At 33.8% G+C, this 14,244-nt stretch carries 16 protein-coding genes and 2 pseudogenes; 6 read left to right on the forward strand and 12 right to left on the reverse strand.

What is annotated here, in order from left to right:
- Nucleotides 1-56 precede the first annotated feature (56 nt).
- Nucleotides 57-988 (forward strand): annotated as a pseudogene (locus MKX31_RS14250) (hypothetical protein).
- Between the two features lie 49 nt (nt 989-1,037).
- On the opposite strand, the gene MKX31_RS14255 reads toward MKX31_RS14250, so the two are convergent.
- The 5 genes from MKX31_RS14255 to MKX31_RS14275 form a co-directional block, all read right to left on the reverse strand.
- The gene (locus tag MKX31_RS14255; RefSeq protein ID WP_154131375.1) at nt 1,038-1,748 is read right to left on the reverse strand and encodes a hypothetical protein; all 711 of its coding nucleotides are present in this window, start codon (nt 1,746-1,748) and stop codon (nt 1,038-1,040) included.
- A gap of 337 nt (nt 1,749-2,085) precedes the next feature.
- Nucleotides 2,086-2,844 carry an SDR family oxidoreductase gene (locus MKX31_RS14260; protein ID WP_098111766.1) on the reverse strand — a complete coding sequence of 253 codons (759 nt, stop codon included), beginning with the start codon at nt 2,842-2,844 and terminating at the stop codon, nt 2,086-2,088.
- Nucleotides 2,845-2,900: 56 nt separating this feature from the next.
- On the reverse strand, nt 2,901-4,559 hold the full coding sequence (locus MKX31_RS14265) for a putative ABC transporter permease subunit (protein WP_000036858.1): 1,659 nt from the start codon (nt 4,557-4,559) through the stop codon (nt 2,901-2,903).
- Nucleotides 4,552-5,277, reverse strand: a complete 726-nt coding sequence (locus MKX31_RS14270) for an ABC transporter ATP-binding protein (protein WP_046957932.1) — start codon at nt 5,275-5,277, stop codon at nt 4,552-4,554. The genes MKX31_RS14265 and MKX31_RS14270 overlap by 8 nt, the downstream gene beginning before the upstream one ends.
- An 89-nt stretch (nt 5,278-5,366) precedes the next feature.
- Complete coding sequence (locus MKX31_RS14275) at nt 5,367-5,561, reverse strand: hypothetical protein (protein WP_222655244.1); 195 nt, start codon at nt 5,559-5,561, stop codon at nt 5,367-5,369.
- 179 nt (nt 5,562-5,740) lie between these two features.
- Between MKX31_RS14275 and MKX31_RS14280 the strand changes: the two genes are divergently transcribed.
- Nucleotides 5,741-6,100 carry a DUF3796 domain-containing protein gene (locus tag MKX31_RS14280; protein WP_340981023.1) on the forward strand — a complete coding sequence of 120 codons (360 nt, stop codon included), beginning with the start codon at nt 5,741-5,743 and terminating at the stop codon, nt 6,098-6,100.
- Entirely contained in the window at nt 6,088-6,288 is a 201-nt protein-coding gene (locus tag MKX31_RS14285; protein WP_061678929.1) for a helix-turn-helix transcriptional regulator, read from the forward strand. Before MKX31_RS14280 ends, MKX31_RS14285 begins: the two co-directional genes overlap by 13 nt.
- 68 nt (nt 6,289-6,356) lie before the next feature.
- On the opposite strand, the gene MKX31_RS14290 is transcribed toward MKX31_RS14285, so the two are convergent.
- Nucleotides 6,357-7,319, reverse strand: a complete 963-nt coding sequence (locus MKX31_RS14290) for a tubby C-terminal domain-like protein (RefSeq protein WP_088047138.1) — start codon at nt 7,317-7,319, stop codon at nt 6,357-6,359.
- A gap of 113 nt (nt 7,320-7,432) precedes the next feature.
- Nucleotides 7,433-8,143 (reverse strand): YjjG family noncanonical pyrimidine nucleotidase, encoded by a 711-nt coding sequence (locus MKX31_RS14295; RefSeq protein ID WP_088047137.1) that lies wholly within the window; start codon nt 8,141-8,143, stop codon nt 7,433-7,435.
- Between the two features lie 321 nt (nt 8,144-8,464).
- Between MKX31_RS14295 and MKX31_RS14300 the strand changes: the two genes are divergently transcribed.
- Nucleotides 8,465-8,890 (forward strand): DUF1648 domain-containing protein, encoded by a 426-nt coding sequence (locus tag MKX31_RS14300; protein WP_000464977.1) that lies wholly within the window; start codon nt 8,465-8,467, stop codon nt 8,888-8,890.
- 38 nt (nt 8,891-8,928) lie between these two features.
- Here MKX31_RS14300 and MKX31_RS14305 read toward each other — a convergent pair whose 3' ends face one another.
- Nucleotides 8,929-9,951, reverse strand: a complete 1,023-nt coding sequence (locus MKX31_RS14305; protein ID WP_340981025.1) for a tyrosine-protein phosphatase — start codon at nt 9,949-9,951, stop codon at nt 8,929-8,931.
- A gap of 168 nt (nt 9,952-10,119) precedes the next feature.
- Nucleotides 10,120-10,842 carry a GNAT family N-acetyltransferase gene (locus MKX31_RS14310; protein ID WP_000988268.1) on the reverse strand — a complete coding sequence of 241 codons (723 nt, stop codon included), beginning with the start codon at nt 10,840-10,842 and terminating at the stop codon, nt 10,120-10,122.
- Between the two features lie 123 nt (nt 10,843-10,965).
- On the opposite strand from MKX31_RS14310, the gene MKX31_RS14315 reads away from it, so the two are divergent.
- A complete protein-coding gene (locus tag MKX31_RS14315) occupies nt 10,966-11,805 on the forward strand; it encodes a DUF2785 domain-containing protein (RefSeq protein ID WP_088059234.1) in 840 nt (279 codons plus the stop codon).
- Nucleotides 11,806-11,822: 17 nt separating this feature from the next.
- Nucleotides 11,823-12,272, forward strand: a pseudogene (locus tag MKX31_RS14320) (NUDIX hydrolase).
- A gap of 118 nt (nt 12,273-12,390) precedes the next feature.
- On the opposite strand, the gene MKX31_RS14325 reads toward MKX31_RS14320, so the two are convergent.
- From MKX31_RS14325 to MKX31_RS14335, 3 genes are all read right to left on the reverse strand, one after another.
- Nucleotides 12,391-12,645 (reverse strand): YbeF family protein, encoded by a 255-nt coding sequence (locus tag MKX31_RS14325; RefSeq protein ID WP_001288566.1) that lies wholly within the window; start codon nt 12,643-12,645, stop codon nt 12,391-12,393.
- 97 nt (nt 12,646-12,742) lie between these two features.
- On the reverse strand, nt 12,743-13,123 hold the full coding sequence (locus MKX31_RS14330) for a VOC family protein (RefSeq protein WP_064475867.1): 381 nt from the start codon (nt 13,121-13,123) through the stop codon (nt 12,743-12,745).
- 45 nt (nt 13,124-13,168) lie between these two features.
- Entirely contained in the window at nt 13,169-14,209 is a 1,041-nt protein-coding gene (locus MKX31_RS14335; protein WP_142289336.1) for an ROK family transcriptional regulator, read from the reverse strand.
- Between the last annotated feature and the right edge of the window lie 35 nt (nt 14,210-14,244).

Genomic DNA, 14,244 nt, shown 5'->3' on the forward strand with positions numbered 1-14,244 from the left:
TATGCATCTTGCATATCTTTTTTCTCTTATATTTTAAATATATTGAGGTGCTATTTATGAAACAAATGTATATTATTATCAGTGTTATACTTATTTCGTTAATTATCATTTATGTTTTGTTCCCTACTTCAATCATACAACCACATACATCTCCTACAGAAAATAAGCGAGAGCAACAAACCAATACTATTTCTTACGGATTGAAGAATACTAAAGGTCAACATATTAATAATGGTAGTGAAATTACTATGGAGAATAATAAAATAAATGTATCGTTATCATTCATACATAATGTTGATGAAGACCGAAAATATGGATTAATTGTCCTAGAAGATTACGAACAAAAGCCTTTTAAAATAGAAGAAGCTGCTAATGAAGTATTACACTATTCTTTTGATATGAAACCAAATAGTTCAATTACTACGAGAATCACTTTACACACTTCTCCTAATGCAAGTGAATTAACCTTTTTATAATTAAAAAACCTGAATATAAATTAAAAGATAATGACTTAAATAAAGCGGTTATATTAGAAGAGATTTTAAGTATGCGATACTCCATAAATTCCTCTCAGGAGAGAAGCAAAAAAATAAAACTCACCTTTATACAACCAAATGCTATTTTAAAAGATGGTCTTTATGAAGCATTATTTGTTACGAAAACTGAAGGAAAATTACAAACTGTCTTCTCTGAAAAAGAAGGCAGACAATTAACCTTATCAAACGGTAATGAAACAAAAGATGAAATGACTTACGCAATCGTGGCCTTTAAAGATTGGGAACAAGTTGAAATATTTAATGATAAAAAAATCGTTTATACTGCGGTCGCACCTGAAACGAGACAAATTTTCAATTTCACATTGCCTTCAGTGGATCAGGAAAGTAGTTTTCAGTTCGTCGCTTTTCCATTTCCTTATAAAACTAGTGAAGAAGATTATGTCAGTCAACAAGCATTCGGTTCATTTCGTATCGTAATTGAAAATAATTAGGCTTTTACAAAAAAATAAAAAAGCCTACTTCCACAGTAGGCTTTTGAAACTACGAAAGTTTCGTTATTAGCTGATTTAAATCTTTTTTCGTTTTCGTCGTTAAAGACTTCATTTTAGTAATATCTATCTTTTCTTTCTCCGCTCCTACAATTAACGGATACATACTTTGCCCAATTGTTTTATATTCAGCTGGATGTGATGCTTCTAACTCTTTCTCAATCACATCCCACTTTTCATTAATTTGTTTTCCAAGTTTATTTACTGTTTCTAATTTCGGATTCGCTGCTAATTGCTTGTCTAAGCTTTCAATTAATGCAGCAACTTCTTTTACATTTGTTTTCACGGCTACGCTTTTCTTCGGATCTTTCGTTGTTTTTCCGTTTGAGTTTGTACTTGTACTTTGATCTGTCGTTTTTCCGCTAGTCGTTTCGTCATTCGTTTTTCCTGTCGTCTCTTTTTCTTTTGTTTTTACATTCTCATTTTGAGATGACGTTTTACCGTTACTTTCTGTTCCTGATGATTCTTTCGTATTTTTTGCATCTTTATCGTTTTTTTCATTTGAAGAAGTATTTGTATCTTTTTCAGTATCTTTCGTTGTTTTTGACGTCTCATCTACACTTGTCGTTTTTGCTTCTCCTTCATTTTGCGCTGTTACTTGTTCTTTCTTTTCTGTCTCTTTCTCTGCTGAAGGACTACAAGCTGCCATAGTAAGCATTGTACCAATTGTTATCGATGCGATAGCGACCTTTTTCATTTTCATATAAATCCCCCTATGTTTACTTTATTTATCCTCCCCTTTACGATTCGATTTCCCCTTAAAAAATCCCTTTTCATACGAATCACCATCTTTCCGACAGTAATCTTCATAATAATACGTACAAAAACTGATAAACCAATTTGAATATTCGAGTTTCTTCTACTTCATTTTTCTTCTCTGTAGTAAAAGAAAAAGAGTATATTGTCACATGAAGAATTACTATCTTCATATGACAATGTACTCTCCTATCAAATTTTTATCTTTCTTGACATTTTATTTATACAAAAAAATAAAATTTTCTTTCATTTTTTGTTTCTCAATAATTGTTAACATAATATATTTATGAGTAACCACCGTTCGAATGAATGACTTGCCCCGTAATCCATTTTGCTTCTTCACTTACTAAAAAAGAAATTAAGCGCGCTGCATCTGACGGTTCTCCTACTTTACCTTGCGGGAACTTCCATGCTAAATGATGCTTCAGGTCCTCTGTAATCCATCCTGTATTCGTCGGCCCTGGATCAACTGCATTCACTGTAATCCCCTTCTCCATCGCAACTGGTGCTACTGATTTTGTAAATGCTTCAATTGCTCCTTTCGTTGCTGCGTATACTAATTCATCTGGCATCGGACCTAATGACTGTCCTGAAGTAAGATTAATAATACTGCCACTCGTTTTCAGTGCATAATGTTTTATAAATAATGAACTTAATAACATAGTAGCGCGAACATTCACTGTATAATGTTTATCTAACTGTTCTACATTTAATTCTTCAATTCTCGTATGAGTAGCATACGCTGCATTATTAATTAAAATAGATGGATCACCTAAACGTTCTGAGGCCATATAAAACAAACGATTTGGTGAATACGAATGCGATAAATTGATTTCTGCCATTTCACAGCGAACACCTAAACTTTCAATCTCCTCTTTCAACAAAAAGGGCTCTTTGTCATGCATTCCCCACGGCATCGCTTTATCATACTGAGACCAGTACGTGAAAAAAATGTCTATCCCTTCTTGAGCAAGCACCTTGCATACAGCTGCACCGATTCCATTCAGACGAGTTGCCCCTGTTACAATTGCTATTTTCTTCACCTTTTCTCCTCCATCTATGGATAAATCCCCTGCACGAATACAGAGGATCTATCTTTTTATTCAATATTTGACAATATGCGTTCTGCACCTAATTTTAAAATTTTAATGAAGATATAATTTACAATCGTAAACATTACAAATAAAACGATAAACATAACCCATAGTCCTACTTGAAGGAAGAAGTATAATAAACTTACTCCCGCTACAATAACTAAAGCTATAAAAATATTAGCTAAAAAATTCCACAAAGTTGTATATCGGCTCTTAAATAATTTCTGCTCTGTATCCCAATGTATATCTGCAGTTTGTGCATCCCAACGTGTACCGATTAAATTAATTAACAATAACCCGTTCGCACTTAGTAAAAACCACAGTAACATGAACACAGGAGAAATCCCTGCTACAACTGCCATCGTAATACCGAATACTGCTAAAATAATTACATTAATTAACCAAGCAGTGATTGCTTTCGCAAAAAAGATATCCGAAGCTTTTACTGGTAAATATCGATTCACAAACCATGAACTTCCATCTCGTGAAAATGACGTTGTTGCGATGACGTTACTTCCCATTAAAAATAACGATGCACAAAGACCAACGCCAATTGCAAGTCCTGCTGATTTTGGATTATCAATATACCCTGTGATCCACTTTAAATTCCCATCTTGCACGAATAAAACAAAGAATAACATAATCGGCATAACAAAAGTTTGTACGATACAATTTAAGAAAAATTGTGGTGTACGGAATAACGTTTTAAATTCTTTTTTCACATACGCTTTCAAATGTGAACTTTGTACCGTTGATTTCTGTAAACCTTCTGCTGAAATGACCTCTTTTTTTGCTGTACTCGTTGAAAGTCCAATAACCCCTTTTAAATATGTACGCTCTGCAATGTAATAAAACAACACAAAAAATACAAATGAAATAAGTGCAAAGATGATTACGTATAAAGGACCCTTCCAATTTGCATTTTCTACTAATGCCACTGCCCCAAAATATGTAGTTGGAAAATAATTTGTCATTTGTACTAGAAGAGAAGATTCGTTGTTCGCAAGATAATTCGTAAGTGCATCTTCAGAAAACGAACTTTTATTTTTCCACTGTAAAAACACATTAATTCCTACAATAAATAGTATACTTACGATTCCAATAAATATATTGCCTCGATCTTTATTTTTCGCTATATTTGTATACCTCATAATAACTGTCATTAGTAATGAAGCTAATACTAACGGCACAATCGGGAAGAGTAAGTAAATGAAAATCATGTATATGTAATATGTAATAAATGCACTACTTTTTAACCCGTACGTAATAAAGATTGGTAATAAAATAAATGAACTCATTACGTATTGTGTAATTAATACCGTTAAAAACTTTGCCGAAATAATCTGCGCTGGCTTCAATGGTAACGGCAATAACATTTCAATGTCATTACTATAGTAAAATACAGTTAAAATGTTCGTTATACTCATTAAAAATACCCATATACTCGCAATCGCAAGTCCCATTGCGATAATCATTCCTGGGTCTTGCCCTAAATGTTTCATCCCTTCATACAATCCGTGCGTCATCGAACCAAATATTAAAAAGCCAACAAATAAAATGGCTGCAAATGAAAATACATACGCCCATCGCTTCTTCTTATCTGTTATAAAATCTGCATAATTTAATTTTAATAATACTTTCGTTAACGTCCAAATTTTACTCATTGCCCGTCATCTCCAAGAACATTTTTTCAAGTGATTCATTGGATTTAAAATGATCTCTCATTTCACCTAAATTCCCTTTAAACTGAAGATTTCCCTTATTAATAATCGCGACGCGGTCACATATTTTTTCTGCCACCTCTAATACGTGTGTAGAGAAAAATACAATCTTTCCTTTATCCGCATGTTCTCTCATCATTTCTTTTAAAATATATGCAGATTTCGGATCAAGCCCCGTTAACGGTTCATCTAAAATCCATACATCTGGCTCATGCACGAGCACACCAATAATAACGATTTTTTGTCTCATACCGTGCGAGTAACTTTGAATTTGATCCGATAACGCATTGTAAAGATCAAATTTCTTCGCTAAAGACTCGATTCGCTCTTGTCGTACTTCTTTCGGCACTTCATACATATCTGCCATAAAGTTTAAATATTCAATTCCCTTTAATCGCAAAAACATATCTGGGCTATCTGGAACATAACCAAACGTCTTTTTCGCTTCCATCGGATTTTTCATAATATCTTTACCGTTAATCGTAATCGTCCCTTTGTCCACTCCATGAATACCAGTAATCATCTTAATTGTCGTTGATTTTCCCGCACCATTTGGCCCTAAAAATCCAAAAATTTCTCCGCTAGGCACAGATAAACTTAAATCTTTTACTGCATAGGTAGACCCATTATAACTTTTTGACACATTCGTAATTTCAATCATTCCATCCAATCCTTTCCTTAATTACCAAATAACTATATCAATATTATAGCATACTTCTATTTTTAGATTTTTATATTTTTTCAGTTTTTTTAGCCTTTAAAATATATATACACACCTAATCCAACGATTAAAAAGACAGCTAGTATAATATAAATCATTGTCAGCCGTTTAATATTCCCTTTTGTCGCTTTACTATAATTCGCATCACCATTCCGCCCAATTAACACCGTTGCCACTACAGTAATCACTACAAGTAATACAACGATCATGATCCAAGTTAGCATTCCTTCCTCCCCCTCCTTACAACCATTTTACAATATTATCCTCTTTATTTCGCATTATATTTCCTCTTTTTACTATTATTATGAAAAGAATTGGAAAACTATTATTACTATACATTTCCACATGTGATGTATTTATAACATAACGTGAATTATTTCTAACATTGTAAGGAGGACCTATTATGAAAACAACTTGGATAAAATATTTAGGATTTCTCGGTTTCTTCGGTTTCCTCGTTTTTTTTTATGAAAAAGGGTTGTTTACTATGTTCTGTTTCTTCTCCTTTTTCACAACGTATAGAACGGTTCAACACGATGAACTATTTGAACAAATCGTCAATAAATCATGCCGCAATGCCTTTATCGTTACATTACTAACTACCGCTGTCATTATGTTTATTGAAATGTTATTTCCAAACCCGGTGCTACAAGAGATTGATATCGCTCTTATTTTCAGCACACTCATTCTTACGTTCGGCTTCTCTATGTTCTTTTACGATAAACCAGTTGATGAATTGGAAGATGCACCATGGCGTTCGTAACGAAAATAAAAGAATACCGCGCCAAATCGAACATGACACAAGAAGATTTAGCGAAAACTGTTGGTGTACGCCGTGAAACAATTAGTCATCTCGAAAAAGGAAAATATAACCCTTCCTTACAGCTTGCTCACGATATTGCGAAGGCTCTTCATAGTACCATTGATGAAATTTTTATTTTTGAGGATTAATTGAGGACACAAAATCATATAAAAATACCGGCATTCTTTTCACAAAGAATACCGGTATTTTTCATTTATCACCCATACAAAACAGCATGAAATACGCCTAATAGTAAGTATTGATCCTCTATATACCCCTCATCATATACATTCATCTCAATGTAATACATATCTTCCTCAAGACGAATATTCCAATCTGCAATTACATAGCCGTTTCGTAATAACTTTCCAAGCCCAATTGTAGTTTTGTGAACAACATATTCTTCCGTCTTATATGTAAAGGTAAATAAGAAGTTTGCATCTAGTAACTTTCCGTCACATACAAGTATTTCATGCTCTGTATCATTATGATCGATGTACGTTACTAAAATCCTTCTTTGACGCTGCCTACTTACATCCTTTGCAATAACGCGAATATTGTCCTTACTATCCTTTATTTCATAAATGATATTACTACCGACTTTCGGAATAAAGTCTAGCACTCTCATCAACGTATTTTTATAATAGCCCCGTACTGCGCCTACTCCTTTGCTTCCATTGTAAACCTCTATCGAAGTCGTATCCGCTTTACTATCACACAGTCGTTTATAAGAAAGCTGCATCATTCGCTCTCCTCTTAAGTACTGATCAAACGTCACAGGATATTCTATCGCGCGCAGTTCCTTATTGAGCTCATTCAAATAACGTTGAACGCTCTCTACTAATGTTGTAGTTGATATACGCTCTTGAAGTTCAAATTGTTGCCAACTTGAAAAAACTCTCCACTGATCTTCCTCTTCATATACGAATCCGAGAATTACTTCCTCACGGTCACTCGTTTCATAATTCAATTGTTCTTTCTGCCCATGTTGCACTTGTTCCATCCACTGTCCTAAATAAATGCCAAGCTCTGCAACCTTCATGCATGGCTTCTGAAAAAATACGCTGTCACTCGCGCGAATTGTTAAATCCCCTTCAATAAAGCCATTTGCATAAGCGGCATACCGTGGCTCATCCTTCTGCGGAATACTCTTGTCTAACTCAAATAAAAACGTTAACATCTTTCACTCACCTCTAGTTATTACACCGATCTTACCTATAAATTGAACGCAACTCAAATTATATCGACGATTTTTCCAACATATCTACCGTAACTCAAAATATATCAACACGATTAAAATGAAACTACCTTTTCTTCCGCCACTTCCACAATTCCTAAAATTTGTAGCAGACTCTCCACCTCATAAGTCGGCTTAACACCTGTCATATTTTCTTTCAAACTCGGATTATACCAACACGTATCAATGCCGTAATCTTCTCCGCCTTTCATATCAGAAGTTAGCGAATCTCCAACCATTAATACACTTGATTTATCAGTAATTCCAAACTTCTCAAATGCATAATCAAAAATCTCACGTGCTGGTTTTTGATGACCAACCTCTTCTGAAATAATAATATGATCAAAGAAATTACATAAAGGCGAATTTCCAATTCTAGATTGTTGCACCTTCGTATATCCATTTGTAATAATACCTAACTTGCAATCTTGTAGATTCTCACATAATTGCACTGCACCTTCTATAAGGTGTACTTCTTTCCCTAAGTTTTCAAGGTATACATCACTAAATTGCTGCGCATCTACTTCTATATTATGAACGGCAAATAATTGTCTAAATCGATCTACTGCTAATTCACTTAGCGTAATCATTTTATTTTCTAAATCTCTCCATAATCCATTACTAATCTCTTTATAACTTGCAAGATAATCATTATACCCTGTAGGCATCCCGAACTGTACAAACGCGTTATACAAAGCATTTCTTTCCGTTTCAGGAAAATCTAATAATGTATCATCTACGTCGAATAATATAACTTTATATTTCATTATGCTCTCCTCAACTAGTACGTTATTTACAACTTGTATTTTCTCATTAATTGACTCTTAAGTCGAACTTTTTCCCTTTACAAATAGTATCTGTACAGAGAACTTAAAGTTGCTTTTAGGCACACGAGTTATGTTATTCAAAAATAATTAATTGTGAAAACACTATAAATTTGAGATAATTTGGATAATGAATCCAATTTTTAAAAGGGTAATACAGGAATAGAAAGGGGGCGGAACAACATAGTAAATTCATGGGGAAGACCGAAAATACAAATCCCAAAAACAAAAAGTGAATGGGTTGGAGATATCATTGGATATTCATTGTTCTTTGGATCAATCATTTTTTTGATTATTATTTGGGGAAGATTACCCGAGGAAGTACCCGCACATTATAACGCATATGGGGATGTAGATCGCTGGGGATCAAAGTGGCAACTTTTGCTTCTGCCATTAATAGGAGCTTTCATACTCCTATTAATGCAAACTTTAGAAAAGTTTCCAGAAGTTCATAACTACCCACAAAGATTGAATGAATCAAATGCTAAGCAGTTTTATTTGAATAGTAGAAAAATGCTAAATCAATTAAAAAATGTCTGTTTACTTATCTTTGCTTTCATCCAATTTGAAACAATTTCAATCGCTTTAAATTGGAGCGGCGGTTTTGGAAAATTATTTTTACCGATATTGTTAATTGGTACAGTTATTCCAATTGTAATAGGAATAATAAGGCAACGAAAAATTTCATAATAGAAACAGGAGGCTAATCCAATTAGCCTCCCTCCTCATTATTTATCTTCTAGCAATAATGCTTTCATTTCCTCTAACGACTCTTTCGTAAAGCCAAGTGCTTTTTCAGCATACGCTTCAACTGAACCGTATTGCTTTTTCACTTCATCAATCGCAGCTTGTAAATATTCAGCGCGCGCTTCAAACATCGCACCTAATATCGCTCTACTTTCATCGTTTTGAAGTTTTGCACCTAAAAAGGCCATCATTTTTTCATTTAACTTTTCACGGAAACCGTTACTTAGTAAATAGTCTTCCATTACTGTTTTTTCCGGTACACCTAGTAAAAGTAATAATAGTGCTGATCCGAATCCAGTACGGTCTTTTCCAGCTGTACAGTGGTTTACTAACGGTAAGTTTTCTGGGTTTTGCGCTAAGTTTAAGAAGCTCACGAATGCTTCATTACCACTTACGAAATCTTGATTCATTTTCACAAGGTACTCGCCTGGTTTCCCTAACATAGAAAGGTCACCAACTTGGAAAAATTCATTTATGTTCAAGTCTTTCGCCAAGTCTTGCATAACTGGTAAGCATACTTGACGAGCACCTGTAATTTCTGGATTCGGCTTATGCTTCACTTCAAAGTCTGTACGGTAGTCACAAATTAACTTTAAGCCAGACTTTTGTAAATAGTCTATATCCCACTCTATTAGTCCTGCTAATTCTTCAGAACGGTACAACTTGCCCCATTTTACTTTACGACCTTCAGTCGTTTCATATCCTCCCATATCACGGAAGTTAAACGCGCCTTTTAATGGTAATCTACGCTCAGCTACTGTCACTGCTTGTCCATTACTTCCAACTAGTCTAAAATATGGACGCTCATTTTCACTCGGGTTTACAATTGTATATGATGATTCTCCATTTACCGTTGCAAGTAATTCTCCATTTTCCTCAATATGCTCTGGTGAAGTACTCCAATAAATGCGAACTTCTTCTATATTATTTTCCCATTTTATATGTAACGTATTGTCTTCATTTCTTTCTACAGTTGCTTGTAACCAATTTCTTTGCTGCTCCATTCTTTCACCAACGCTTTCTCATATAATCGAATCTTTCTCTATTGTATTATAGGAATATCTATTTTGTCGTTCTCATTTTTCTTTTTATCTTACAAATAGGCAAGAAGTTCTTTTACTTGTTCATAAGTTGTACACGGATTCCCGCTAAATAAGTTCAAGATAGTACTCCTAAAACTTCCTCACATATCGCTCAGTGGAACTAAGCAGCTGACATCCATTCTTCCCAAAAACATCCTTCATCCACTCATTTTGTACATTTGTCTCGCCAATATAATAAGATGCACCTATTTCTTTTAAGACAAACATTGCCCCTGTAAAGAATGCTGCTTCATACCCTTTATTTCGCATATTTGGAGCCACTGCGAAATACATTAGTTTTCCTTCTTCTAACGTCCCCTTTTCAATATGCGGGATTACAATCCCTATCGGCTCTTCATCGATACTCGCTGTTAAACAATGTTCTTTCCATTGCTCACCAATTTCTTGTAGCATCATATTTACAAATTGATCATAAGTGACTTGTTCTTCTGTCATCTCGTTCCAAAGAGAATAAAAAGCTTCTTCTCCTACTTCTTCAATAAGCTTAAAATTAATATCACTTTCTACATCTTCTACTTCATATATATCCTTAAACACAATCATGTTTTCAGTAGCATATTCAAATGAATACGTTTCGAAACATTTCTTATACACATCATAATTTGGGCTTTTTGAAGAAATTTCAAAATGCAAGTTTTCTATTCCCTCTTTTTCAGCCTCAGCAACGCAATATTGCATGATTTCCTTTAATTTCTCTTCTGTAAAAGGCTCTGCATTATTTTCTTTTATTATTATAGAAGAAGCATTTCTTCTTATTTTAAAATGTTTTTCTAACTGTTCTATAGTCATCATATACTTCCCTCATCTATATCATACTAGAATTTCTACTTGTTCTCCTTGCATGAGCAGGATTGTCCTTGAATATATAGAATACTAGAAAACATTGCATCTTTAAAGTGCGGAGGAGGTTCTCCATTGGATATTACAGCATTGCAACAACAGTTAGAGCTTATACAACAAAATGACTATACGCAACTGCAACATATAGATTTGAATGAGTTAACGCTCAATATGCTTCAGTATATCGGAACAACTGATAGTTACGTTCGTTACCAACTTATATATAAATGTTTTGCACATTTCATTCATCATGAATTCCTTATGGATGATCAACTGAAATTACTTCTACAAACTTGTTTAAGTGATGAGTATTTATATTATGACATTTACTCCCCACATACAGATGGGGTTTTCACACGTTCTTACACTGTTTCATTAATTGCGCTAATACTCCAATTCGCTAACTCGCACTACTTTTTCACAGAGGAGGACATTGAAGAAATAAAAAACAAACTCATTTCATATACAAACTTAGAAACGGATTTTCGAGGCTATATTGAAAATAAAGGATGGGCTCATTGTATTGCCCACGTATCAGATGCCTTTACTGAAATTGTTCACAATTCCTATACGACCTTTGAGTGGTATGAAGAATTAATTCATTGTTTATTAAATAAAATTTTTATCCCATCGGATCTATTTCATAATAATGAAGATGAACGAATTGTTACACCGTTACTATCGATGCTATATCATGATTTTCCGCAAGATGAGTTAATTTCAATTATTTATAAAAAAATAAAAAGGCTTCCTCAAATTAGAAAACGCCTTTCACTTAATGAGTATTGTATATTATGTGCCAACATTAAAACCTTTTTACGCACATTATTTTTCAGAACGAAAGATGATCATAACTTAGCCTATACAGCACGTAAAACAGAAAGAATGTTAAAAGAACTTCCTAACTATTATTAAAAGCAAGGAGAAATAACATGGGTTATATTGAAGACATGAGAAATTTAGTAGGAAATCATCCACTTATTTTAATAGGTTCACACGCCATTATATTAAATGAGAACAATGAAATATTACTGCAGCTCCGTACAGATTTTAACCGCTGGGGTATTATTGGAGGAGCCTTAGAATATAACGAAACGTTAGAAGACGCTTTAAAGCGAGAAGTATATGAGGAAACTGAACTTTTCATCAAAAATCCAGAACTATTCCGTACATACTCAGGACCAGATTTCTTTCAAATCTATCCAAACGGCGATTAAGTACACGGTGTACTCGTTGTTTATATTTGCCGCGAATTCAATGGTGAACTTGTATGCGACCAAACAGAATCGAAAGAACTACGCTTCTTTCCGCTAGATGCGTTACCTAGTAATCTTCCTCCTGTTATTGATAGAATTATTAAGGAGTTTCAGCACTCCAATTAAAAAACATTACATAGTGTATATAGAAATAAAACAACCTCATTTCCCGTCATGATAACGCGAAATGAGGTTGTTATCGTTCACCGTAAATCCCTATTCCCCCAAAAATAACCAAATGATATTAACGTTCACTTTCTACAGCTGTATATCCCCTTACAAATAAGAGTGTTATATAAGAAGTAATGAATGAAAAAATAGTATACATGCCCACCCAAAAGAAAAATGATGGATCATACAATGTAACATTTAACATAAGAAAAATAAGAAATATTACCATTGGCATCACATAAAATGCACCTAATTTATATGTCCCAGCTATTGAAAAAATACAAATAAGCAATGGATATATACAGAAAATAAAAATGAATTCACTCACTGTTATGTCCCCCTTTCTGAAGAAATAATAGGTTTCTCGTAAACATTTGGGGGAACAACAAAGTTTTATTTTTTATCAGTTATTAATAAATATAATGTTAGATTGTTATCTCAATCTGGTTTCCTTCAAGGTCACTTACTACACTTTCATAGTAACCATCCCCTGTAGTACGCGGGCCATTTAACACAGCGTACCCTGCTTCACTTAATGTATTGGTTAATTCATTCACTTTTTCTTTACTACCTACAGAAAAAGCAATATGCGCATATCCTATTGTTTGTGTTTGTGTATTATCGTCTATCCCTACTTGCCTCATAAGTTCTAGACGCGCTCCACCTTCAAAAGTTATAAAATAAGATTCAAACTGCTTTTTCGGATTGTGATATAAGCTATTTTCTTCACCACCGAAGTACTGTTTATAGAAATCACGCATACCTTCTAAATCATTTACCCAAATTGCTACATGTTCAATTTTCATAATCGACACCTTTTCTTTCACAGGATTCAACCAACAATTTGATATTTAATTTTCTTTGCTTGCTCTTATAATCATCAGATCAAGTCCAAGGCTTTTTAATCCATATAAATAATCTTCTTTCCAATCGCTCACTGTTATTTTCGGAATATGTTCCGCTGGAATGTACTTCGGACAAGTTTTTACAATTTGATCTATTACAAATTGGTTCACTTCATCATCACAAAAGATAAAGGCATGCGGGTTAATAATAGCTATACATGTAGCTATTAAACGAGTAATAGCATCTATATTATATTGCTCTGGATTATTTGAATCTCTTACTGCATCTTCACTTCTCAAAGATTGTAAGAAGTTTTTATTATCATACTGTGGAACGAAAGATATCTCCCCTGAGAAAAAGGTACTCCCTCGTACCACATCTCCATTTATCATAATTCCCGCCCCTGGGCCGTTTTGACCTGAATACAAATATACAAGAGATGATTTATCATTATTTCCAGTATTTTTATAATAGCCAAGGACTGCGGCATTCATATCATTTTCTATTACTACAGGTATAGAAAACAGATTCTCCAAATGACTTTTCAAATTAAAATTTTGGAACTTTTCATAACCAGGTATATAAAAAATACGACCATTATCAACCGAACCAGGCACACCAATTGATATAGAGCTTATTTTCGGGAATGTAGCTATAAGACTTTCAATATGTTTAGATAATAGATTTATGCCAGTATCAATTAATACACTTGAAGTACTTCCTTGTTCTTTTACTTCCCCTAAACAGTTAAAAATGGTATAGTTTGTTTCATTTTTCTCTAAAAATATCGCTAATCCTAACATATATTCCGGATTATACGCATATCTTTTCGCTCTTCTTCCGCCACTTGAATCATCTAAACCGACTAAAGTGACTTCACCATCTTGTTTCATATTTTCTATAAATTTACTTATCGTTGGAAAACTAATTTCTAATGTATTACTAAGTTCAACTTTCGTCGCACTTCCTTGCTCTAGAAGAGCCGTACGAATGCCTCGAAGGATCGTCTCTTTAATCGATTTTTGAGTAACAAATTGTTCACTCAAATCGCTCACCACCTTAATCAACATACTTATTAAAC

The organism is Bacillus sp. FSL M8-0063 (genome assembly GCF_038005545.1).
In the GTDB taxonomy this organism is placed as follows: Bacteria; Bacillota; Bacilli; order Bacillales; family Bacillaceae_G; genus Bacillus_A; species Bacillus_A wiedmannii.

What these genes read in the sequence shown, in the direction of transcription:
- MKX31_RS14295 (WP_088047137.1), bottom strand. Translation starts at nt 8,143, where the DNA reads ATGAAATATAAAGTTATATTATTCGACGTAGATGATACATTATTAGAT.
- MKX31_RS14330 (WP_064475867.1), bottom strand. Translation starts at nt 13,123, where the DNA reads ATGAAAATTGAACATGTAGCAATTTGGGTAAATGATTTAGAAGGTATG.
- MKX31_RS14305 (WP_340981025.1), bottom strand. Translation starts at nt 9,951, where the DNA reads ATGGAGCAGCAAAGAAATTGGTTACAAGCAACTGTAGAAAGAAATGAA.
- MKX31_RS14255 (WP_154131375.1), bottom strand. Translation starts at nt 1,748, where the DNA reads ATGAAAATGAAAAAGGTCGCTATCGCATCGATAACAATTGGTACAATG.
- MKX31_RS14310 (WP_000988268.1), bottom strand. Translation starts at nt 10,842, where the DNA reads ATGATGACTATAGAACAGTTAGAAAAACATTTTAAAATAAGAAGAAAT.
- MKX31_RS14290 (WP_088047138.1), bottom strand. Translation starts at nt 7,319, where the DNA reads ATGTTAACGTTTTTATTTGAGTTAGACAAGAGTATTCCGCAGAAGGAT.
- MKX31_RS14275 (WP_222655244.1), bottom strand. Translation starts at nt 5,561, where the DNA reads ATGCTAACTTGGATCATGATCGTTGTATTACTTGTAGTGATTACTGTA.
- MKX31_RS14270 (WP_046957932.1), bottom strand. Translation starts at nt 5,277, where the DNA reads ATGATTGAAATTACGAATGTGTCAAAAAGTTATAATGGGTCTACCTAT.
- MKX31_RS14280 (WP_340981023.1), top strand. Translation starts at nt 5,741, where the DNA reads ATGAAAACAACTTGGATAAAATATTTAGGATTTCTCGGTTTCTTCGGT.
- MKX31_RS14285 (WP_061678929.1), top strand. Translation starts at nt 6,088, where the DNA reads ATGGCGTTCGTAACGAAAATAAAAGAATACCGCGCCAAATCGAACATG.
- MKX31_RS14265 (WP_000036858.1), bottom strand. Translation starts at nt 4,559, where the DNA reads ATGAGTAAAATTTGGACGTTAACGAAAGTATTATTAAAATTAAATTAT.